The sequence below is a fragment of the Iodobacter fluviatilis genome, from assembly GCF_004194535.1.
GTDB classification, from domain to species: Bacteria; Pseudomonadota; Gammaproteobacteria; order Burkholderiales; family Chitinibacteraceae; genus Iodobacter; species Iodobacter fluviatilis_A.
Genome location: NZ_CP025781.1, coordinates 1,057,030 through 1,079,378, shown reverse-complemented (window position 1 = coordinate 1,079,378; position 22,349 = coordinate 1,057,030). Strand labels below are relative to the sequence as shown.

Below are 22,349 nucleotides of genomic sequence, written 5' to 3'. Positions count from 1 at the left end.
CAGCAGCAATCAAGCCGAAAGCTCATAAGAAGTACTACGCCCACCCGATTCGGATTTATGCAGCACCCCCAGATTCAGCAATTCAGTAATGTCTCTGAGTGCGGTATCGGTGGAGCATTTGGCGATGGCGGCCCATTTTTTTGAGGTGAGTTTGCCTTCAAAGCCATCCTGTAGACGGTTGAGCAATTTGATTTGCCTTTCATTGAATGATGTTGCCGACCAGCGCTGCCAGAAATTCGCCTTTACGAGTACGGCATCTAGAGTGAGCTGGGCTTGTGCAATGGCTTGGAGCAGGGTGGCAAGAAACCAACTTAGCCAGTGTGTGATATCCAGCGTGCCTTTCTGGGTTTTTTCCAAGATGTCGTAATAGCCAGCTCGCTCGCGCTGGATTTGTGCCGACAGGCTGTAAAAGCGCTGAGTGTTGCCATCCGCACGCGCCAGCAGTAAATCACCCACCGCGCGGGCAATTCTGCCGTTGCCATCATCGAAGGGGTGCAGGGTTACAAACCATAAGTGCGCAATCCCTGCCTTTAAAATGGCGTGGTCTTCTAGGCTTCCGCTATTTAGCCAATCCAGAAAATGAGCCACTTCCTGCTGCAAGCCTTCTGCCGGAGGCGCTTCGTAATGCACCTTTTGCCGACCAATCGGCCCGGAAACAACTTGCATTGGGCCATCTTCATCTGCTCTGAATTCGCCAATCTGGATGCGGCTCATGCCGCTAAAGCCGGTCGGAAACAGGGCGGCATGCCAGCCGAATAGGCGATCTAATGTGAGGGCGTCTGCACTGTGGCTTGTTGCATCCAGCACCATCTCGACCACTCCTTCGACGTGTCGGTCTGTGGCAGCTAGTGCGCCAATATCAACGCCAAGGCGTCGTGCAATCGATGAGCGTACGGTGCAGGCATCAAAGTGCTCGCCTTCGATTTCACTGGTCTTAAGTACATCTTCGGTCAATACCAGCAGGCTGGCTTGCTCACGCAGATTCATGCCCACATCACTTAATCGCCCGAGCAGCATGCCTTGGGCACGGCAAACCTCAGCCAGTGGTTTTGCCAGCGCTGCCAGATCGTAATGCCAATTTGGCCAGTCGCTAGACTGCCATATATATTTGTAATCGCCGCTATTCATGCGGTGATTATGGAGTGCATTCACCGCAAGAGCAATATAATGTCTGCAAAATATGCGGTGAATAAATAAACTATTCGCCGCACTGTTACAATCCGACGTCTCTAATGGCCGAATCACTGTGTTTGCGTGCTCAGAACTTTGCAGTAGTGTTTCCTCTCTCCTTTTTAAATTACCAAACGAGGTTCTATGCGCTTTCAAGGAAAAATCAGTAGTTGGAAGGATGATCAAGGCTTTGGTTTTGTCGTTCAAAACGGCGGCGGTGAGCGGGCTTTTTTGCATATTAAGGCGTTTGAAAATCGCACTCAGCGGCCAGCAGAGGGCGATTTGATTACTTATGTGCAGGTGCGTGATGACAAGGGCCGGTTTCGGGCGGAGCAGGTTTGTTTTGTGGGGCAGCGAAGGGTGGCTGCGGCTGAATCTGGCTCTTGGCCTGTGATTTGGGTGCTGGTGTTTTGTGCATTTATAGTCTCTGCCTGCTATATCGGGCGTTTGCCGTGGCTGATTGCTGGTGGCTATTTGTTGATGAGCATCGTGGCTTTTATTGCCTATGCCCTAGATAAATCCGCCGCCAAGAATAACCGCTGGCGCACTCAAGAGAGCACTTTGCATTTGCTGGGGCTGTTGGGTGGCTGGCCGGGGGCTTTGTTGGCGCAGCGGGTGCTGAGGCATAAATCTAAAAAGGCTGCGTTTTTGGTGGTGTTTTGGGCGACGGTGCTGATTAATAGTGCGGTGTTGCTGTGGGTTTTGCTGCGCTGGCGTTGAGCGGCTTAAGGCCAAAGGCGGTGCGCAAGAGACGCGACTTGCACACCCGATACAAACCCATTCACAAGCTAGCAGCCTGTCGGACTTAAGCGATCGTAGCGAGGGAAAGACCGGTTTGAGACAGATTTCGCGGGTTTTTGAGGCGAATAGCTGGCTATTCAACGAGAAAATGCGTGAAATCTGGCCAAATCCGGCTTTTCCGTAGTAGATCAGTCTTAAGTCCGACAGGCTGCTAGCTAAGGTAGAACGGCACAGCGATATCGCATCTTTAATGCTATGCCACGTTACCATCCAAGTATTCCAGCCAAAGTTGAATCCAGATGGGCTGCTGCGGGATAATGTTTTGGGTACGGGCTAGATAGTCGGTTTCATGAAAGCACATGGTTTTTCCAAAAGAAATAAGTAATCTAGTCAACATCCCCTTTATGTTGCACTGCAACATTGATGCTTATCAATCTGCTGACTACTTTTCTTTATTTTACCGCTGAAATATCAATACTTTTCTAACAGTATATTTTGGTGTAATTACCGTGCAATTTTATGCTGGTTTATTTTTAATAATTATGTAAATAAGGTACTAGCAGCCTGTCGGACTTAAGCGATCGTAGCGAGGGAAAGCCCGGTTCGAGACAGATTTAACGGATTTTTGAGGCGAATAGCTGGCTATTCAACGAAAAAATGCGTTGAATATGGCCAAATCCGGCTTTTCCGTAGTAGATCAGTCTTAAGTCCGACAGGCTGCTTGGGGCTGGGGTGGGGGCAAATCAGCTATTTTGAAGTGGTGAAAGCTGCTGACTATGTTCGCCCCCGAGTTTAGCCTGCTGCAGCAAAGATATGCCGCCAGCGTAAATAACCATACATTCGATAAGGCTCTTGCCCAGCGTAAATAAGCCGCACACGTCGGCCTGTTTTGTACTCTTTGATTATTTTATTATTTTCTTCTATTTGGGCCGTGTTTTTTTCTTTGAGTCTTTGCACCTCTGTGACCGCAACGCCCGAACGCTGCAATAAATCTGGGTGAGTAAGAAGCGCTTCATTTCTTTGCTTTAACTCATGATTTTCACGCTGAAGCTTTGCTATTTCTACTTTAGTCTCGTCAGCGGCTTCTGCGCCAAGTGGCTTAAACCACGCTCTTGAATCATGCATTAATGTTTCAAAAAAAGGCAGGCACGGCGCTGGGCAGTGGCCTAGCCACAATGCTTTAATTCCCTCATCCCATTCTTTTTGTTTATCTTTCATTACATTAGCGACCGAATGCCGAGCAAGTAAACTCAGGCCCGTGGATACTATAGGGCCAGGAAAGACGCTTGTAGCAACGCTTGTTCCTCTAAGTATTTTTTCAATCACCGGATCATCAGAATTTAAATATTTAAACGAGGATTGATCCTGCAAAAAATCCAGCTCTAGCTTGAACTGCTGATCTGTCACCTTAAAATCAACAATATCTTGTGCCTTAGAAACGGCAGTAGATGCATTCAGGCTAGCCTGTTCATGGGCATGCCCCAGAATGGAGCGCCGCCATTGCAAAAAATAGCCATAGTGCTGATGTATCAGTTTTAGCAGGGGCATCGAAGGCTGGCGCTCAACAGGCCACATCGGGTCAATCGCCGCCAGGCTGGCTTTACTGACTGGGCTGCTCGATGGGGTACTAAGCTTGCTGGTAGCTTGCACATAGTCGTTAAATTTTTTAATCGTTTGGCTATCAATTTTAAAATTACTTTCCCGAAAGCCCTTCCATTCGCTTGGATTAGTCATCGGCACGCCCGCCATCAGCGCCTCTCGGTACATTTGTGCCAGCGTAATTTGCGAGATTTTTTTCTGATCTCCCTCGCTACCCTTACCATTCGCCCGCCCCTGATCATCCGGCAAATAACCGCCGCCAATATCGGAGTGCACTCCGGGATAAACCACCTCTTTCAAATGACGGCCACTTCCCACCGAATCCAAAGGAAACGAAGCCCTTACCTCGTGCGCAGCCACCAGATGCACACAGCGTTTAATACTGGAAGAAACGCTTAAATTCTGCTCGGTGGCCCAAGCATAATGACCATCTGCCCCAGGTGCAGACCGGGAAATCCCTACCGATGCTACGGTGTCAAACAAGCCAAGAAAATCAATACTCAGCGCTATCCCGCCCACCCCGCCGCCATAGGCATTCAGCAGCCAGTTACAAAATGCACGGGCCTCTGCCGCTCCGCGAGAAAACCCAAACACCGAAATCCTGACCCGCCGTAATGAAGGCTTATTGGCCAGCCTTACTTTAATTTTTTCGTGCAATGCCTGGCTGCGTTTAGCCAGCACCGTCGCTCGGCTAAAGTCCGCCTGCGGATTGGGTATTTCTAACCACTGACCCGGCTTGGTCTGATAAGGCTGTATTTTTAGCGTGGGCGGCAGCGGCTTTTGCTCCCCATACCAGCGATCAAGCATCTTTTGCGCCAGCTTGCCGTCATTATCCAGCGGATCAGTCAGGTTTTCACCCAGCAAAGCGGCAGAAATATGGTTGGTGACTTGCAGCAGAGCCCAGCACATTCTGACTTCTGCATGCATAGCCGCGGCCAGCCCGCCTGTTTTATCACGATCTTCACCGCTATCCCCCAGCTTTTTAAACGGCGTACCCACGCCGGGAATATAGGTTTTACGATACAAATACGGATCTGTTCCCGGCCCCTTTAGGTAAGGCTCATCCGCTTTGGCTGCGCCGCTGGTTAAAGCCAGCTGCGACACCGTGCCCTTGCCCGGATAAGCCTCGTATAAACGGGCCACATTGCTATGGCAGTATTCAGGCGTATCCCGATATTTATTGTTATTGGTGCCATCGAAAAAAAAGCCGAGAAAGATATCTTCTTCGCAGGTGAGGCAGGAGGGCTCATCAAAAGCTATGCCACTAACAATTTGCTCTGCACCATCTAGCATCAAAGGTAAGGGGCGGCAAAGCTCAGCAAATCGTGCGGCCATTTTTATTCTTCCTCAAAGGTTAATGAGCACATTTTTTTGTCAATATTCCACTTATCTAAACAGTCATTAATTAGCTGTTTACATGCTTCTCTATTTATTGGTGGATTGCTAGATGTTCTAATTGCCTTTTCTGTACACGACTGTCGCATTCTTGCGGCTTGTTCCTCTTTTGACCCAATTCCATACTTCGGCAACGATTGCATACAAAATTTCTTGGTGTTTTTTTGCAGGCAAGCATCCAGCGGAGGCGCTTTGATTTTGCCTGGCCAATCTGGGTGCGATGGCTCCACGGGCGAGGCAATTACTTCCAGCTGATGCTCGGGGTAAAACACCAGATACACATCGCCTGGCTTTTCATAGCGTGGTATTTCCTGCGTTTGCCGGTAGATTTCAGGGCGAATTTCCTTATCTGCCTCTTGCCACTCCACCTTAATTTTAATCCCCGGCCGCCAGACTTTAGGCAAGTTCACGCAGCAGCTTTTGGCCCCGCCTGCCGCCAGCGGCACAACAATCCCACCGGCAACTGCCTCTTTGGGGCTGCCGCCAGACACATCAAAGGCGGTGTATTTAATTTCTAAATCGGCGTTGTAATTCACCTGATCTACCGACACCGTTACGCTATCAGCAGGCACTTTACTGGCCGCGGCTAGCGCTTCTTCATCTGCTGAAATATCTTTTTGGCAGGCAAATAATAAAGGCACGAACAAAATGCATAGATACTGTTTAAACACTGTTATTTCCTTTGTGCTGCATCACTTATTTAAGGCCTGCTCTCTTGTAAGCGCGCCGTGCAAAAGGATGCCACTTCGGCAACCTCAGTTAAGCCTTCTGCCCTTGCCGCCATACACTCATTGCTTACCTGGGCATAAGCCAGCGACGCTTGTGCAGGAAGTAGCGCCTGTAATTGATCACGGTAGATTTGCTGCAATACCTGATCAGGCAGGGAGTGATCCATCATCTGATTGAATTGCAGTTCATTCAATATCAGCGGCTTATCCGCAATCTGCGGCTGATGAGCACCATTCACAACCACCAGCTTCGCTGCGCGATCAAAATAAGCCAGCTGCATAAAAGGGCGTAAAAACATGGCGCTTTGCTCTGGGCTTAAAGTAGCAAGCAGATTGGGCAAAATACGCGTATCCGCGTAACGCAAAATCATGCTTATTTTTTCAGGCAAAAGAATGACATCACAATAATTGGCAAAGTGGCTAAAAACCGCCTCTCTATCGAGCGGGCTAAGCCAGAAACTCAGCATGGGCTGCCCTGCAGTGATCTGCAGTAAAAGCTCAATCTGTGCCTGCAGCCCGCTTTGCGTATTGAGCGGGCAGAGCAAGGGCGAGACTTCCACATCCCCTCCCTGATCCTGATACAAAGCCGTATAGCTAATGCGATTCTTCATTTTAAGCAGCAGTTTTGGATCAAAGCTGTGATCCAGCAATGCATACAGGTGATTTTCCGTGCTTAGGCTCGGCTCTAGCCACTGCATCAAAACTTGGGCCGTTTGTTGCGGATAAAGATCAATCATCATGTTTTTCTCGCAAAAGGGCTGCCCGCATCTTTTGCTTTTAGTATGCAGGATTTACAAATTGAATGAGGAAACTGCGGCAAAGTTGGCATCATTTGCGCTGGCCCACTCCAATCATGGCTGCCGCCTTTAATGCTGATTTTCCCCGGTGCATGCAGCTCGATCTTGCCGTCTTTGATGCGGATATAAGCGCCACCAGCGGTCATCAGGATTTCTTGCTTGGCGTTAAACAAGCCCTTGCCTTTGATGGCGGTGAATTTGGTGTTTTTGTCGGCAGTGATTTCAATATCGTCGCTTTGCGCCTGCATTTGCAGCTGGCCTTTGGCGGCGATCAGCTTTAGGGTGATTTGGTCTTTGATACCACCCACAAACAGGCTGATGTGCTGGCTTACGTTATGAATCCAGCGGCGGCCGGTGCTTTGGTTGGTGTCACGCTGGGCGATTTGATCTAGGTTTGTGCCTGCGCTGAGGGTTTGACTTTGCGGGGTGGTGATGGCGATGCCGTCGGTCCCGTGCAGCAGGATGATTTTTTGTTGGCCGGTTTGCTCTTTGGATTTGCTTTTGCCGTCTTGATCCGTGTTGCTGCCTGCTTCAAAACTTTTGCTGGCGTGTACGTGGTGGTGCAGATGGCCGGTGGTGGCTTTGTCGCCTGCGCTGTTGTCGGGCTTGACGGTTTGATCGTCGTCGCCGGTTTCCATGCTGTCGGCGAGTTGTTTAGCTGCGTATTCACCGAGGTTTTTAGCGGTGTCTAGGGCCGATTCCAGCTGGCTTTGGGCGGGGCTGCGGTCTAGCTGCTTACTGGATGCATCACCTTTGGCTTCGGTGCTAATCAGTAAGCCGCTGGCGCGAATGGCACCTTGTTTGTCGCTGCGTAATTCAAAGCCTTCACCGCGTGCTTCGCCTTTTCCATCAGTACGTGGGTGGATTAAGTAGCCAAGGTTAAGCTGGGTTTTACCGTGCTCGCTAGATAATTTAGTACGGACTTCACCCTTGCTATCATCAAACAGCAGCTCGCCATACTGGCCGCCCTCAAATTCTTTGGTTTTGATGCCAGATAGCGTTTTATTGGCGGGCAAAGCACCTGCGCCGCTAAATGTGGGTACAGGATGACTACCGTTGTGGACTACGCCGGTGACGATGGGGCGGTCGATATCATTTTCGAGGAAATCCACCAGAACTTCCTGGCCGATGCGCGGAATAAACTGGTGACCAAAGCCTGCACCGGCACTTGGCATGGAGACGCGCACCCAGCAGGATGACTTATCATCCATATTTGCGCCAAACTCGGGGTGCTCCTTAACCCTCTGCCAGTGAAAATTTATTTTTATGCGGCCGTGCTCATCCGTATGCACCTCTGCTTGTTGGCTAGAGTCGGCACCGCTGCTTTGTGGGCCAACCACGGTGGCGGTTTGTACGCCTAGGCTTTTGGGTTTGCTGTGTTCGGTATGAGCAAAGTTAGGTGTAATCGGCTGGCCGCGCCTTTGGGCGGTGAAATCGGCTTGGTAGGGCTTGGCGGCCGCAGGGGCTAGCAGGCTGTGGGCGACTAGGCCAAGTTGCTGAGTTAAATCTGCTGGCAAATTATTATTGGCGGTGAATTTAAGCTCAGTGATGGCGAATTCCCGTTGCTCGGCTGAAGTCCCCTCATGCGCTGGGTGGCCTTCTAGGCGGAACCATTGCCCGGCTTGTAAGCTGCGCAAAGTACCAGAGCCGGTGAAGGATTTCTTTTGCGCGTCCAAAGCTTGCTGACGCAAGTTGGCATAGTGGCTGAGGCCCTCTGTATCGCTGGCGTAATAGTGGGTCTGGGTATCGTAATCTTCAAGGCTGGTCTGGATTTGCTGCCCGCCATCGCCTTGATCAATGCGGCTTTCATCAAAGCTTTGATTCGTTGTGGTGGCTTTGTAATCGAAGCTGGCAAGGGAACCCGAGCTGCTGCCGATTTGCCGCTGAGTTGTCCATTCGGTAAGAGAATCACTCTCCTCCGTAGCGTCAGCACTATGAAAGCTAACTTGCATTTCTTGCGCCTCTGGGATAGCAAAGGCGTCATCAAATATCACGAGTTGTACTTGCGGATTATCGCCAGCTAAATGCACGAATCGCCATGCCAAGCCTTCCTCGTGCATGAGTCGCGTTAAGAAATCAAAATCAGATTCTCGGTATTGCAGGCAATAAGAGCGCGGCAGGTGCGTGTCGGTGAGTTTAAAATCCAGCGTTTGCACAGCAGCAAACACGGGGTTTATCGCCTGATGCTCGGCCAGTACCTGTTTAATGATGTCTGGAACGCTTAAATCCTGAAAAGCGCGTGAAGTGCGGCGATAGCGCAGCAGGGCAAACGGTGGCTCTATGGTTAAAGCATATTTAGCAAAGCCACCATCTGAGCCAAGTAACTGGGCTTGGGTAATCACCCCGCAACGCTCAATCTTGCCGCCATCGGCATCGCTAATTGCAATCACTACTGGCAGACCCAATAGCGATTTCAGCTCTAAGGAGCCATCGGACGATAGGCAGTCAATTTGATAGCGATAAGCCTGGCTAACGCCCTCTTGGCCGCTTATCGTTTGAGGCAGCAGCTGCTCACCCCATACCCCGCCATCGCCAAGTTGCAGTGTAATAAGGCGATTGTCTTGATTAAAGGCAGCGGCGAAGGAGGCAAGTAGATCGAAGGTCATGTTAAACCAAGGACTTATAGTAATAATTGCATATTACACGAAGCTGTATGCTCTCTACGCTAGGATTTCGATAGTTGTACGGTGTAATTATAAACGAAAGTAGTTTTTGTAAGGTTTACTGCTTATTTGGGGCTTTTAAGGCTGGCCACTAAATGTAGACAGCCTTATGGCCTATATTTAGTGGCCTTTTACCTCGCCCCCATGCATCACAGCTCAATCACTCCGCCGCCTACGCGATGTGCGTTGCCGCCTACTCGGATGACTCGGTTTTCGTCGACCTCTACCAAGATCACGCTGAGGCGGGATACCAGTCTGTGGATGGTGTGGCCTTGCTCGATGCGTAGCGAGAAGGGGGCACTTTGGCCGGAGGCTAAGAGCCAGCCGGCGATACTGGCTGCGCCGGTGCCGGAGCCAAAATCCTCATAAACGGTGAATGCATCACATGAGAAAAAGCGGAGCGTGATTTGGTTGTCGTCTCGGCACCATACGGCGGCTTGCGGCAGGTTTTTGCTGGATTGGGCCAGCTTGGCTAAGCCTTGTGGCTGTGGGTTGGCTTGTAAGACGGATTGCTGCGATTTAACTTGCACAATCAGTTGCTCTAAGCCGCAATCTACAAATAATGGCCTGCCAACAATATCTTTGGGATTAAGCGCCAGTGCTTCGGCGATTTCTAATGCGCTGTGTATCGATTGCCTTGTATGCGGCGTGTTCATTTGGTTCCACCAGCGATCTCCTTGACGCAATAGCCATGTTTCCCCTAGATGCGTTTTAAATACTTGCGCAGCTAGGCCTATTTCATTGGGATGGGTGGCTTCGGCGGCGGAGAGCAAGGCTTGGCTAGAGAAGGGCAGTGCGTATTGGGGAGAGTGCACGTGGACTAGGGTATCGGTATTGCTGATAAAGGCGGTTTCGGCCACGGCCATTTGGTAGGCAAGCGTTTGCCGAGTTTGTTCATCAGGCATCTCGGCAGTGGTAAAGACCACCACAGGGTTTCCACCTAAGCGGCGCTCTGCAAACATATTAATAAGGTGGAAGGGGTAAGACGTCATTTTTTAGACCTTGGTAAGTGGTACATGTTTGTTATTTAATTTAATTATAACTTTCTTATATCTTGCGTATCTTATTAAAATACTTACTAATTATTTTAATAATTAAGTAAATCGCTGACTATTGTTAAATAATTGCACTGGGTGTGAATGTTTACACTTCGGCTTTTATGCATTTTTTAGGTGGATGTTGAGTGGATATCTGTGAATCATCTTCATAAGTGCCACACTGCGCTTACATTTTTTATTTATCCTTTTTGCATATCCTCTTATAGATCAAAGCTATATTTGAAATGTAGTCTGTCTATTTGCATTACATATTTATTTGTAAATATCTATCCGTGAAAACCGCAGCTTCTTGTTAGAATGAATCGTGTTTGCCCGATTCAATCAATGAACTGGATTACTAATGTCCGTACTCGAAACGATTGCCGATAAAGATCTTCCCCTCAAGCGGGATCTTGAATTACTCGCCGAACTTCTCGCTGCAACTATAAGGGAGCAGGCTGGTGTTGCTACTGCTGAGCAGATTGAGTCCATCCGTGCACTCGCTCTGTCTTATGTGCAAGAGAGCAATCCAGAGGCGGGTATCAGTTTAGCCAAATCGCTGGCTGATTTAGACCCCGCTTCCACCGTGGCCTTGGTGCGTGGTTTTGGTTATTTTTCTCATCTATCTAATATAGCAGAGGACTTACACCATAACCGTCGTCGACGCGCACATAAAATAGCGGGTTCCGCACCTCAACGCGGCAGTATTGCAGCAGCAATTAATAGCCTTACTGCAAGAGGCGTTAAGGCCACCGACATTATTAGTATGCTGGGTGAAAGCTTAATTGCCCCCGTGCTTACCGCTCACCCTACTGAAGTAAAGCGCAAAACGGTGCTGGATTCGCATCGTGCCGTGGCCGAGTTGCTAGCCGAGCGCGATCGTTTTGCGATGACACCAGAAGAGCTCGCGGATAATCAGGCCGCTTTAGAGCGGGTGCTGTTGGCGATGTGGCAAACACGGGAAATCCGTACTTTCAAACTTACGGTGCAAGATGAGATTGAAAACGGTGCGGCTTATTTCCGCAATACCTTTTTGCATGAGCTACCGCGCCTTTACTTAGATTTAGAAGACAAGCTGGCGGAACTCTGTGAGCAGCCTGTCCAGCTGCCTAATTTTATTCAAGTGGGTAGCTGGATTGGTGGAGATAGAGACGGTAATCCTTTTGTAACGGGCGATGTGCTGCGCTATGCGGTATCACGTCAGGCTGGGATTGCGCTGGATTACTACTACCAGCAGTGCATGAAGCTAGAAAATGAATTATCGATGTCAACGCGCATTGTGGCTGTAGATACGGCGCTGCAAAAGCTGGCCGATTCGGCTACAGACGAGAAGGATCGTAAATCAGAAGAGCCCTATCGCTTGGCGGTGTCTTCGGTGCGGGCCAGAATCTTTGCAACTGCAGTAAAGATTGGCACTTTCCATCATCAGTTGCACGATGTGGCTAATGCGGCCGAGTACCAAAATTCCGAGGAATTACTGAATGATTTAGCCACAGTTGCCACCTCGCTAAAAGCGCATGGTGCGGCATTGTTGGCGGGCGGGCGTTTACGCCGTTTACAGCGTGCGGTATCGGTATTTGGCTTTTATTTAGCCCCACTGGATATGCGCCAGTTTTCTGGTACGCATGAAAAAGTGATGTCTGAGCTATTTGCCCACGCAGGTTTAGAAGATTATATGCGTTTGGATGAAGCATCGCGCCGTGCCGTATTGCTGCGTGAGCTATCCAGTGCACGGCCTTTAGCTTCTGCTCACGTTGAATATAGCGAAGAGGTGCAAAAAGAGCTGGATATTTATCGTGCAGCGGGCGAAATGCAAGCGCGCTATGGCGAATCGGTACTGCCAAATTACATTATCTCTAACTGTGATTCAGTTTCGGATATGTTGGAAGTGGCCGTGCTGATGAAGGAAGTAGGCTTGGTGCAATTAGCGCCTAAGCTTGTTTCTAAGATTAATATTATTCCGCTGTTTGAAACGATTCCTGATTTGCGCAGTGCTGGCAAAATCATGACCGAGCTATTTAATATCCCGCAGTGGTGCAAGCTTTTATCCTGTCGGGATAATGTGCAAGAAGTCATGCTGGGTTATTCGGATTCGAATAAAGACGGCGGTTATCTTACTTCTAATTGGGAGTTATACAAGGCTGAGCTTACCCTTGTTGAGGTCTTTAAAGCCGCCAACTTTAAGATGCGCCTATTTCATGGCCGTGGCGGTACGGTTGGCCGTGGTGGTGGCCCCGCTTTTGATGCGATCTTGGCCCAACCAGCAGGCTCGGTAAATGGCCAGATTCGGATTACCGAACAGGGCGAAGTGATTACGGCTAAGTATGCGGATCGCGAAGTAGGGCGTCGTAATTTAGAAATTTTGATTGCGGCTACGCTTGAAGCCAGCTTTCCAGAAGAGTCACCACCATTAAATGACATGCTGGAGCGACGTCAGTTAATGGAAAAACTAAGCTTAAGCGCCTATCAGGCTTATCGTGATCTGGTTTACGCCACACCCGATTTTATTACCTACTTCCGTGAAGCCACGCCGATTAATGAGATTCCTAATCTTAATATCGGCTCACGGCCTGCAGCGCGAAAAAGCACCAATAGTATTGGGGATTTACGGGCGATTCCTTGGGTGTTTTCTTGGAGTCAGTGCCGCTTGATGCTGCCAGGTTGGTATGGTTTTGGTACGGCGATTAGTGAGTATCTGCAAGAAGCTGGGGACGAAGGCTTGGCGCTCTTGCAACAGTTATATCGTGATTGGCCGTTTTTCAACTCCACTATCTCGAATATGGATATGGTGTTGGCAAAATCCGATATCGCCATTGCCGCGCGTTATGCTGAGTTGGTGCAAGATCAAGAACTGGCACAGCGTATTTTTGGCCGTATCAAGGCTGAATGGCAGCGCAGCGTAGATGCTGTGCAAGCTATTTCTAAGCATGGCGAACTATTGGCTGATAATCCCAAGCTGGCACGTAGCTTGGAGAATCGTTTACCCTATCTTGATCCGCTTAACCATTTGCAAGTCGAGCTATTAAAGCGCTTGCGTAGCGGTGAGGCCAGTGAAGACGTGCAGCACGCGGTGCATTTAACCATTAATGGTATTGCGGCGGGCTTGCGTAATAGCGGTTAATCTTAGGGTCTGTTGACGTTTCATTCGCCATTGCGCTGAGCCGGAAAACGGCTAGGCACAAGGCATGTGACGAAGGCAATAACGGGTTATTATCGAGGAGCATAACGCAGTGAATGGCCATTTTCCGGCTCAGCCCTTCGGGTTTGGCCCGCTTTTGGGGCTGCACGGCGTTAAAAATCGCTCATGGTACTCGTACCATGTCGCCTTTTCTCCTTGTTCAGCCCCAAAACTGGGCCAAACGCAGCCGTGAATGAAACGTCAACAGACTAGCAGCCTGTCGGACTTAAGCGATCGTAGCGAGGGGAAGACCGGTTTGAGACAGATTTCGCGGGTTTTTGAGGCGAATAGCTGGCTATTCAACGAGAAAATGCGTGAAATATGGCCAAATTCGGCTTTTCCGTAGTAGGTCAGTCTTAAGTCCGACAGGCTGCTAGGGGCACGGTAGACGTGCCCTTTTATTTTATGAGCGTTCTTATTGAATTGGTCTATGCGCCCGCTGCAATTACTCATTCTCTTTTGCCTTGCTAGCCCTGCATTTGCTGCTGGGCAGTTGCCAACTCACTTTGGCGATAAGATGGAGGCGGCTTTATCTTGCCGCAGCGAATGGTCTAATGACTGGTGGCGCAGCTATTTTCGTCAGTATTTAGGTGACCCGTTACGGGTATGGGGCGAGGCGGAGTGGTTTGAAGCGCAAAATGCCAAATTAGGCGACAATACCGTGAGTGAGGTGTTTGTTAGCCTGCCTACATCGGGAGCCTTGATGGTAGGGGCGTTGATCCCCGATCAAATTGAAACCGTGCGTAAAAAGATTGAAGCTTCCATGGGTTTCGCCTTTGTCCCGCTGGCGGGCAGTTATCCGCGTTACCTTTCCAAATTTGGTAGCGTCTTGGTGGGTCTACCTAATGATCAAACCAAGTGGTATTGCGCACGCTGGAATCTGGGCAACCGCCCTTAGTTTGCCCCTTGGCTTGATTTACCGTGAGCTACGGCGGGCCTATCACCGTCCATATCCATACCCTCTGCACGAGCCTACTTTTCCCTGTACAAGCGCTTTAGACAAACTGTGCTTAGCCGGTACGCTTTAGGTTTTTTTTTGCCACTCTTTAACATCAATTTATTCATATTACTAATACCAATAGGCCATTATTAATACACTACTGGTTGTCGTTGCATGTGCTGTTTATAGCTTTTATTTACCTTCTCATCTTGAAATTGTTTTGTACGATTCAAGAAAGAATTCCTTAGGTATCAGTTGTTTACTGTGTACGGTTGTTGCTAAACGTGCAGCAGTTTGATGAAATATTTATGTAATTTTCAAACGAAAACTACATTTTATTTATCTACTTTGCTACATGGGGTTTTTTTCATGCTGCAGTGCATGAATTGCATGATCTCTATATTTGCTAGGAATGACAATATTTTATTTTTCTTATGTTGCAACGCGTCATGAGTAATTGGCTGATCTTTTGTAGTGATGCAGATAAGTCATGCCATTTATACTATCGGTTTGTTTTGCTTCATGATTTTGAGAGCTTGACAAGAAAAATAGAATGGTTAGTAATGAATCTCGTCACGACCAATTACAAATAATAATGGCGTGGCGAAGCCTAAATACAGGTAAAGCTTTCATAGAATTGACAGCCTGTAGAAGAGCAGCAATACCAGTTGAGATGCGTGAATAACGCCAATCGATTTAAAGGATGGAGACTCCCTTATGTCAAATTACAGTCGTTTAGTAGCAATTCCTGCGGCCTTTATTGTTATGCAGGCTTTTGCAGCCCCTGCGTGGGATGCTGCAACAACCTATACCGGTGGCGAAGTAGTAAGCTACGCCGGTAAAGATTGGAAAGCTCAGTGGTGGACCAAGGGCAATATACCTGGTGCAGAGCAATGGGGCCCTTGGGCTCTGCAAAGTGGCGGAACACCAACACCAACGCCAACGCCAACGCCAACGCCAACGCCAACGCCAACACCAACACCAACACCAACACCATCAGGCTCTAAGCAAGTGGGTTCTTACTTTGCTCAGTGGGGCATTTATGGCCGTGGTTATTTAGTGAAGCATGCTCAGACTAGCGGCTCTGCGGCTAAGATGACTTTCTTGAACTATGCCTTTGGTAATATCTATGCCAAAAACGGTGGCTATGAATGTGGCATTGTGAATAAGGCAGAAAATGGTGGTCAGGATGGTGGTGATGGCTGGGCTGATTACCAAAAAGGCTTCAGCGCCGGTGATTCCGTGGATGGTGTGGGCGATGTTTGGGGTGAAGAGGGTAAGGGCGGCTTAAAAGGTAACTTTAATCAGTTGAAAAAACTGAAAGCCAAAAATCCAAATCTAAAAGTATTTATCTCCTTAGGCGGCTGGACTTGGTCTAAGTGGTTCTCTAACGCAGCCTCTACCGATGTTCTGCGCAAGCAGCTGGTTTCTAGCTGTATCGATCTCTACATCAAGGGCAATATCCCTTACGATGGAGGCTCCAATGCTGGGGGCGCAGGCACGGCTGTAGGCGTGTTCGACGGGATTGATATCGATTGGGAATACCCAGGCGTGCAGGGAATTGGTACTAACACGATTTCTCCAAACGATAAGCAAAACAACACGCTGCTGCTGAAAGAATTCCGCGCTCAGCTGGATGCATTGGCCGCCACAACTGGCAAGAAGTATGGCCTGACCGTAGCGATTGGTGCAGGGGCAGAAAAGATTGCGATGACCGAGCCAGGTGAGTACAGCAAGTATCTGGATTGGATCAACTTGATGTCTTACGACTTTAACGGCGGTTGGGATGCGAAGGGCCCAACTGACTTCCATTCGCATCTTTACAATGACCCGGCCAGCCCACGCTATCTTGATCCTCAAACCGGAAAACCAGGTTTAGCTGCGCAATATAATATTGATAGCGCTGTCAAAAATCTGATTGCAGCAGGTGCACCGGCTAGCAAAATTGTATTAGGTATTCCTTTCTACGGCCGTGGCTGGACAGGTGTTCCTAATATCAATAATGGCCTGTACCAATCTGCAACCGGCCCAGCCAAAGGCACGTATGAGGCAGGGATTGAAGACTATAAAGTGTTGAAAAATGCCGCTGGTTCGGTATTTGTGCATCCAATTACCAAGCAATCTTGGAAATATGATGGCAGCACATTCTGGTCTTACGATACTACGGATGTGATCCAGACCAAGCTTGATTACGTGAAAGCCAATGGCTTGGGTGGCGCGTTTAGCTGGTCCTTGGATGGTGACGATAGTGCGGGTACTTTGATGGACGCAATGAGTAAGGTTAGTCAGTAAAAATGCAGCCTGCTAAAGCTCGACAGGTTGTTAATATTTAGTAAGCTTCAACCCTCATGCCTCGGCATGGGGGTTTTTTTTGTCTAGCTAGGGGATAATCCCCCCTTTGCCTGATCAAATGCCTCCGCTATGTTACCCATTCAGTCTAACTTCAGCCTTCAACACGCCAATACACTGGGTTTGCCAGCGATCGCCCGTCATTTTTTGCGGCTGACGGATACTCAGCAATTAGCTGAGCTTTGTCTCGATCCGGTGCTTAGCGTTTTGCCTTGGCGCATCTTGGGTGGTGGCAGTAATTTGGTATTGGCCGATGAAATTAATGCCTTAGTGATAGCGGTGGAGTTAAAAGGTCGGCGCTTATTAAAAGAAGACGATGACGCTTGGTATATCACTGCTGCCGCAGGTGAAAATTGGCATGAATTTGTGCAATGGACTCTCGCGCAAGGTTGGGCTGGATTAGAAAACCTATCGCTCATTCCCGGCACGGTAGGCGCAGCACCGGTGCAAAATATTGGTGCTTATGGCGTAGAGATAAAAGACAGCCTATTTGAGCTTACGGCCTACCGCCTTAGTGATGGACAGGCGCGGGTATTTAGCGCAGCAGAATGCCAATTTGCTTATCGTGATAGCTGTTTTAAGCAGGCCGAGGCGGATCAATGGCTGATTGCCGAAGTGGTATTTAGATTACCAAAAATCACCAGCCTAAAAACCAATTACGGTGATATTGAGCAAGAGCTACAAGTGCTAGGGCAGCGCACGGCCCAAGCGGTGGCGCAGGCGGTGATTCATGTACGTCAGCGCAAATTACCCGATCCTGCCGTGATGGGTAATGCGGGCAGCTTCTTTAAAAACCCTATCGTGAGTAACGCGCTGCGTGCCAGCGTATTGGCCGCGCATCCTGAGCTAGTGTCTTATCCAGCTGGCCCAGCGCATTACAAGCTGGCCGCAGGCTGGCTGATTGAGCGTGCGGGTTGGAAAGGCCGGCAACTCGGGCCAGTGGGCATGTATCAAAAACAAGCTTTAGTATTAGTGAACCATGGCGGTGCAACCCAGCACGATGTTGTGCTGCTAACCCAAGCCGTACAAGCCGATGTGCGCGCACAATTTGGCGTAGAGCTAGAGGCTGAACCAGTCTGGTGGTGATGTAGGGTAGGCCCCGTGCACACTCATCTGTATATGTATGCAATGTTGCGTGGGCACAGGTGCGCGGCTAAGAGAAGGAAAAAACCATGTGGATAGACACTCACTGCCATTTAGATGCACCTGATTTTGCGGCAGATCGGGATGAAGTGGTCGCGGCGGCTAGGCGGGTGGGGGTGGCCCAGATTGTAGTACCGGCGGTTAGCGAGGCCACGTTTGCCGATGCAATTACGATGCGGGAACGTTATGGTTGTTTTCCTGCCTTTGGTCTGCATCCTATTTATACCGCTGTGCATCAAGACGCGCATTTATTGACCTTGCAGCATTATTTGCAGCAGCATCAACCCGTTGCAGTGGGTGAAATTGGCTTAGATTTTTATCTGCCCAGCTTAGATAGCAATAGGCAGGTAGAGATCTTTGAAGCGCAATTAAAATTGGCCCGTGATTTTGATTTGCCTGTGCTGCTGCATTTACGCCGTGCCCAAGACCCAGTACTTAAGTATTTGCGTAAGTGGCGAGTTAAAGGTGGCATCGCTCATGCCTTTAATGGCAGCGTGCAGCAGGCGGATGTGTTTATCTCGCTAGGGTTTAAGCTCGGCTTTGGCGGGGCGATGACTTACGCTGGCTCGCAGCGGATTCGTAAATTGGCCCGTGATTTGCCCTTAGAGGCACTGGTGATGGAAACCGACGCCCCTGATATTCCACCTGCGTGGTTAGATCGCCAGCGCAATCAACCCGCAGAGTTAGTCAAAATGGCTGAAGTGCTGGCTGAGCTGCGCGGCATTAGCCTTGCAGAGCTGGCCGTGGCTACTTCGGCCAATGCCAGAGCCGTTTTACCTAGTTTGCTGAGCGTCTAAACTGATTTATTGGCTGAGTTTGGCCATGCCTCTTAACAAAGTCAGTAAAGGTAGATTGTCTACGGCTCGGTGGTCACACCGCCTCCCTAAGCTTCTCTTTTTTAAGCCTTTTTGATTTGCAACAAATTTATTGCTTGGCAGTTTTTTTATTGCAAGAGATACTGTCGTTACAAAATGTTACCAGTAACATTAAAAATGAAAACCTAGATGAAAACCAATCAGGAGTCGATTCCATGAGTCAGATCGATCAAGCTACACCACACCAAGTTTTTGTTGTAATGGGCGTTTCAGGCAGTGGTAAGTCTGCTGTTGGAAGCGCAGTTTCGCGCATGTTGGACTGTGGTTTTTTGGATGGCGATTTTTTGCATCCACGGGCCAATATCGACAAGATGGCTTCGGGCCAGCCTTTAGATGATAACGATCGTGCGCCTTGGCTTGCGGCATTAAGCACCGCGGCCTATGCGATGCAACGGACCCAAGTTGTATCGGTGATCGTGTGTTCTTCCTTAAAAAAAGCCTACCGCGATATTTTGCGTGAAGGTAACCCCAACCTCTCTTTTATTTATTTGAGCGGCAGTTTTGAGCTGATTGAATCTCGCTTAAAAGCGCGTGTTGGTCATTTTCAAAAGCCAAAAATGCTGGTTTCGCAATTTGCCACGTTAGAAGTACCGGGCGCAGATGAGCCGGATGTGGTGCATATCGATATCGCCCAGAGCTTAGAAAACGTTGTGGCCGCTGCCGTGCAGCATATTCGCCCTGCTCAGGAGTAAGAGAAAATGGATACATTAACACTGGTTGTTACAGCGGTTGGTTCGGTTTTGATGCTGCTGTTTTTGGTGATGAAAGCGCGTTTGCATGCTTTTGTGGCGTTGATGCTGGTCTCGATTGCTGCTGGGATAGGCTCGGGCATGCCGCTGGATAAAATTGCCGACACCATGCAAAAAGGCATGGGCGGTACGCTGGGCTTTTTAGCCGTGGTGGTGGCGTTGGGGGCGATGTTTGGCAAAATATTGCATGAAACGGGGGCGCTAGATCAGATTGCCGTTAAATTACTCGACCTATTTGGGCAAAGCCGCGCTAATTATGCCTTAGGGATTGCTGGGTTAATTTGCACCCTGCCGCTGTTTTTTGACGTGGCGGTGGTGCTGTTGATTGGCGTAGTGTTTGCCGTTGCCCGACGCACCGGTGGCAATGTGGTGAAGTTAGCGATCCCACTGTTTGCGGGGGTGGCTGCAGCAGCGGCTTTCCTGCTGCCAGGCCCAACCGCTATGTTGCTTGCTTCGCAAATGAAGGCTGATTTTGGCTGGATGATTGTTTTAGGCTTGGCTGCGGCTATCCCTGGCATGCTGCTCGCTGGCCCAATTTACGGTAACTTTATTAGCAAACATGTACACCTGCCGCTGCCTGCAGATGTGAGTGAGCCTAGTTTGGGCAAGGGCCAAATGCCTTCGTTTGCTTTTAGCTTGGCGCTGGTGTTGTTCCCGCTTGTTTTGGTCGGGATGAAAACCATTGTGGCGCGTTTTGTTGATCCAACGGGCACGGCTTATCAGTGGTTGCAGTTGATTGGCCATCCCTTTATTGCCATTTTGGCAGCGTGTTTACTCGCCATTTATGGTCTAGCTTTGCGCCGCGGTATGAGTAAAGATAAGGTGATGGAAGTCTGTAGCGCTGCCTTGCAGCCAGCAGGGATTATCTTGCTGGTGACAGGCGCTGGAGGTGTGTTTAAACAAGTGTTAGTTGATTCTGGCGTAGGCCCAGCACTCGGTAATGCTTTGATTGGTGCAGGTTTGCCAATTGCTGTGGCGTGTTTTGCCTTGGCAGCAATGGTGCGGGTGATTCAAGGATCGGCCACCGTAGCGTGTTTAACCACGGTGGGTTTGGTACTGCCGGTGATTGAGCTGGCTGCTTATTCAGGCGCACAGTTGGCGGCATTATCAATTTGTATTGCTGGTGGATCGATCGTACTGAGCCATGTGAATGACTCTGGTTTTTGGTTGTTCGGTAAGTTTACTGGGGCTAATGAGCTACAAACTTTAAAAACATGGTCAGTGATGGAAACCATCTTAGGCACGACCGGTGCTTTGGTTGGAATGACTGCGTTTAGTATGCTGTAAAGTGCTTTGAGGCTCGCTGAGTGATCAGCCGCGTGGTTTATTGCCGGAGACTACGCGGCCTTTGATGAAGCGCTTAGCGGGTTAAACCTCGTGAATTTAAACGTGAATTCAAATAGTCAATGCAACGCTGGGTAGGTTCATCCATTCAGTGACGCACCCTCGTTGAATGCCTGAGCTGGGGGTCGAAACCCCAACCGTTTTCGTGGCCGATTATTTAACCTTTTTTCCAAATGAGCAATTTCTGGGCGACTCACCTTGCTGAAATCACTCTTTTTCTTCGGATAATACGGACGAATTAAGCCATTCGTATTTTCATTACTCCTTCGTTGTCAAGCGCTATACGGATCTGCAAAATAGCAATTCGCAAGCAATGCCTTGGCAATTTCTTCATGCCTCGCAAATTCTTTGCCTTTGTTCATCGACTCGGTGAGAGGCGGAAGCAAGGAGAACACGCTTTCGGTGTGCACTACAGCACCGTTAGCTGCGCCATCCGTCGAGCGGAGCGAATACTCGGTAAGTGATAGAAATTTGTCGTTTTGTACCGCAGAATGAATATGCAGGTATTTCTTATTTAATGATTGGGATTTTAGTAAATGTGCGACAGCAAGATCTGCACCTTACTACTGTTTCACGTTAAGAAGGCCTTGATATGCACTTTCTAAAGATTGGTTTTTATCCTCTGTGTTGCTTGGTTCTCCTCGCGGTGAGCCTCTGCCCCCCAACGGTGCAGGCCGGCCCAGTGAATTGCGGGGACAAGCCGATTCGCTTGGCGTTTTATTCGTATGGGTATCTCTATTTCAACGAAAATATGGGCGGCCAGGGCATAGACAAAGACATCGTGGATGAACTGGCAAAGCGCACGGCTTGCAAGTTTGACATGCGGGTCATGCCACGGGCCCGTATTTGGTTTGATTTGGAGAATGGCGGGCTTGATATGAGCGTCTCGGGCATTCAAAATCCCGTGCGCGATCTTTTCGCTTGGTTTGCACCTTACCTCAGCATGAAGAACTACGTTGTTGTACGGGCCAGTCTCGCTGCCAGTGTGCCCAGCGCAGAGCGTTTTATCAATCAGCCTACCTTGCGCTTTGGCGTGGTGCGATCGTTCAAGCATGGCGTCCAGCAGGACCAGTGGCTGGAGCAATTGCGAGCTAGCCAGCGGGTCGAAGACAGTAACAGCATCGAAACGCTGTTTAAAAAACTCCAAGGCAAACATATCGACGCCCTGTTTTCCCCACCACTTGTGTATGCTAAAAGCCTTGAAGATTTGGGCTTCAAAAAAGAAGCTGCGATACTGGATTGGACGCCACAGGAAAAAGGTGTGCACCTCGGCCTCATTTTGGCAAAGTCGCGATTCAATGAGGTAGAGGCTAAAAAGTGGCAGGCGTTGGTTAATGGCATGCGCGCAGATGGCAGTTTGCAACGCATTTACTCACGCTATCTCAGTGCTGCCGAAGTGACTAATATGCTCGACTTTTAAACCACATTGCAGCTCTGCACCCTCGCTCGCTCGTTCACCCGAAAAATAAGCTCATTTTTAAGTAGAATTTGCTCGCAGTCTTTGAGGGCGCGCAGCACAACCGATGAATGAGTGCTCGGTAGGAAGCGTTTATTTTCTCTGTTTTTTTGCTTTACTATCTGGCACGACTGCAGCAATCAACGTTGATTTTGCGAAGATCGGCTGATTGTCCCTATTTTTTT

The 22,349-nt window shown here is 49.2% G+C and carries 15 protein-coding genes; 9 read left to right on the top strand and 6 right to left on the bottom strand.

Translation table 11 applies throughout. The features are described 5' to 3' along the window. Positions 1 to 9 precede the first annotated feature (9 nt). Positions 10 to 1,152 (bottom strand): Fic family protein, encoded by a 1,143-nt coding sequence (locus C1H71_RS04715; protein WP_223145988.1) that lies wholly within the window; start codon positions 1,150 to 1,152, stop codon positions 10 to 12. 162 nt (positions 1,153 to 1,314) lie between these two features. Here C1H71_RS04715 and C1H71_RS04710 point away from each other — a divergent pair, with 162 nt between their 5' ends. After that, positions 1,315 to 1,890 carry a DUF1294 domain-containing protein gene (locus C1H71_RS04710; protein WP_130105536.1) on the top strand — a complete coding sequence of 192 codons (576 nt, stop codon included), beginning with the start codon at positions 1,315 to 1,317 and terminating at the stop codon, positions 1,888 to 1,890. A gap of 813 nt (positions 1,891 to 2,703) precedes the next feature. Here the strand turns inward: C1H71_RS04710 and C1H71_RS04705 are convergent. The 5 genes from C1H71_RS04705 to C1H71_RS04685 form a co-directional block, all read right to left on the bottom strand. Continuing rightward, positions 2,704 to 4,845 carry a T6SS phospholipase effector Tle1-like catalytic domain-containing protein gene (locus tag C1H71_RS04705; protein WP_130105535.1) on the bottom strand — a complete coding sequence of 714 codons (2,142 nt, stop codon included), beginning with the start codon at positions 4,843 to 4,845 and terminating at the stop codon, positions 2,704 to 2,706. Between the two features lie 2 nt (positions 4,846 to 4,847). Further along, on the bottom strand, positions 4,848 to 5,576 hold the full coding sequence (locus tag C1H71_RS04700; RefSeq protein ID WP_188053591.1) for a DUF3304 domain-containing protein: 729 nt from the start codon (positions 5,574 to 5,576) through the stop codon (positions 4,848 to 4,850). Positions 5,577 to 5,605: 29 nt separating this feature from the next. Beyond that, complete coding sequence (locus C1H71_RS04695; protein WP_130105533.1) at positions 5,606 to 6,373, bottom strand: DUF4123 domain-containing protein; 768 nt, start codon at positions 6,371 to 6,373, stop codon at positions 5,606 to 5,608. Next, positions 6,370 to 9,036 (bottom strand): type VI secretion system Vgr family protein, encoded by a 2,667-nt coding sequence (locus tag C1H71_RS04690; protein ID WP_130105532.1) that lies wholly within the window; start codon positions 9,034 to 9,036, stop codon positions 6,370 to 6,372. The genes C1H71_RS04695 and C1H71_RS04690 overlap by 4 nt, the downstream gene beginning before the upstream one ends. Positions 9,037 to 9,242: 206 nt before the next feature. Continuing rightward, positions 9,243 to 10,085 (bottom strand): PhzF family phenazine biosynthesis protein, encoded by an 843-nt coding sequence (locus C1H71_RS04685; RefSeq protein WP_130105531.1) that lies wholly within the window; start codon positions 10,083 to 10,085, stop codon positions 9,243 to 9,245. Positions 10,086 to 10,491: 406 nt separating this feature from the next. Here C1H71_RS04685 and ppc point away from each other — a divergent pair, with 406 nt between their 5' ends. The 8 genes from ppc to C1H71_RS04645 all read left to right on the top strand — a co-directional run bounded on the left by ppc (position 10,492) and on the right by C1H71_RS04645 (position 22,128). Beyond that, positions 10,492 to 13,251 (top strand): phosphoenolpyruvate carboxylase, encoded by a 2,760-nt coding sequence (gene ppc, locus C1H71_RS04680; protein WP_130105530.1) that lies wholly within the window; start codon positions 10,492 to 10,494, stop codon positions 13,249 to 13,251. 475 nt (positions 13,252 to 13,726) lie between these two features. After that, complete coding sequence (locus C1H71_RS04675; RefSeq protein ID WP_188053589.1) at positions 13,727 to 14,206, top strand: hypothetical protein; 480 nt, start codon at positions 13,727 to 13,729, stop codon at positions 14,204 to 14,206. Between the two features lie 759 nt (positions 14,207 to 14,965). Then, positions 14,966 to 16,540, top strand: a complete 1,575-nt coding sequence (locus C1H71_RS04670) for a glycosyl hydrolase family 18 protein (RefSeq protein ID WP_130105528.1) — start codon at positions 14,966 to 14,968, stop codon at positions 16,538 to 16,540. Between the two features lie 129 nt (positions 16,541 to 16,669). Next, positions 16,670 to 17,683: a UDP-N-acetylmuramate dehydrogenase gene (murB, locus tag C1H71_RS04665; RefSeq protein WP_130105527.1), complete on the top strand. Its 1,014-nt coding sequence runs from the start codon at positions 16,670 to 16,672 to the stop codon at positions 17,681 to 17,683. An 86-nt stretch (positions 17,684 to 17,769) separates the two neighbouring features. Further along, positions 17,770 to 18,537, top strand: coding sequence for a TatD family hydrolase (locus tag C1H71_RS04660; protein ID WP_130105526.1), 768 nt, complete (start codon positions 17,770 to 17,772; stop codon positions 18,535 to 18,537). A gap of 233 nt (positions 18,538 to 18,770) precedes the next feature. Then, positions 18,771 to 19,307: a gluconokinase gene (gntK, locus tag C1H71_RS04655; RefSeq protein ID WP_130105525.1), complete on the top strand. Its 537-nt coding sequence runs from the start codon at positions 18,771 to 18,773 to the stop codon at positions 19,305 to 19,307. Between the two features lie 6 nt (positions 19,308 to 19,313). Further along, a complete protein-coding gene (gene gntU, locus C1H71_RS04650) occupies positions 19,314 to 20,651 on the top strand; it encodes a gluconate transporter (RefSeq protein ID WP_130105524.1) in 1,338 nt (445 codons plus the stop codon). A gap of 649 nt (positions 20,652 to 21,300) precedes the next feature. Then, positions 21,301 to 22,128: a substrate-binding periplasmic protein gene (locus tag C1H71_RS04645; RefSeq protein ID WP_130105523.1), complete on the top strand. Its 828-nt coding sequence runs from the start codon at positions 21,301 to 21,303 to the stop codon at positions 22,126 to 22,128. Positions 22,129 to 22,349: the final 221 nt, after the last annotated feature.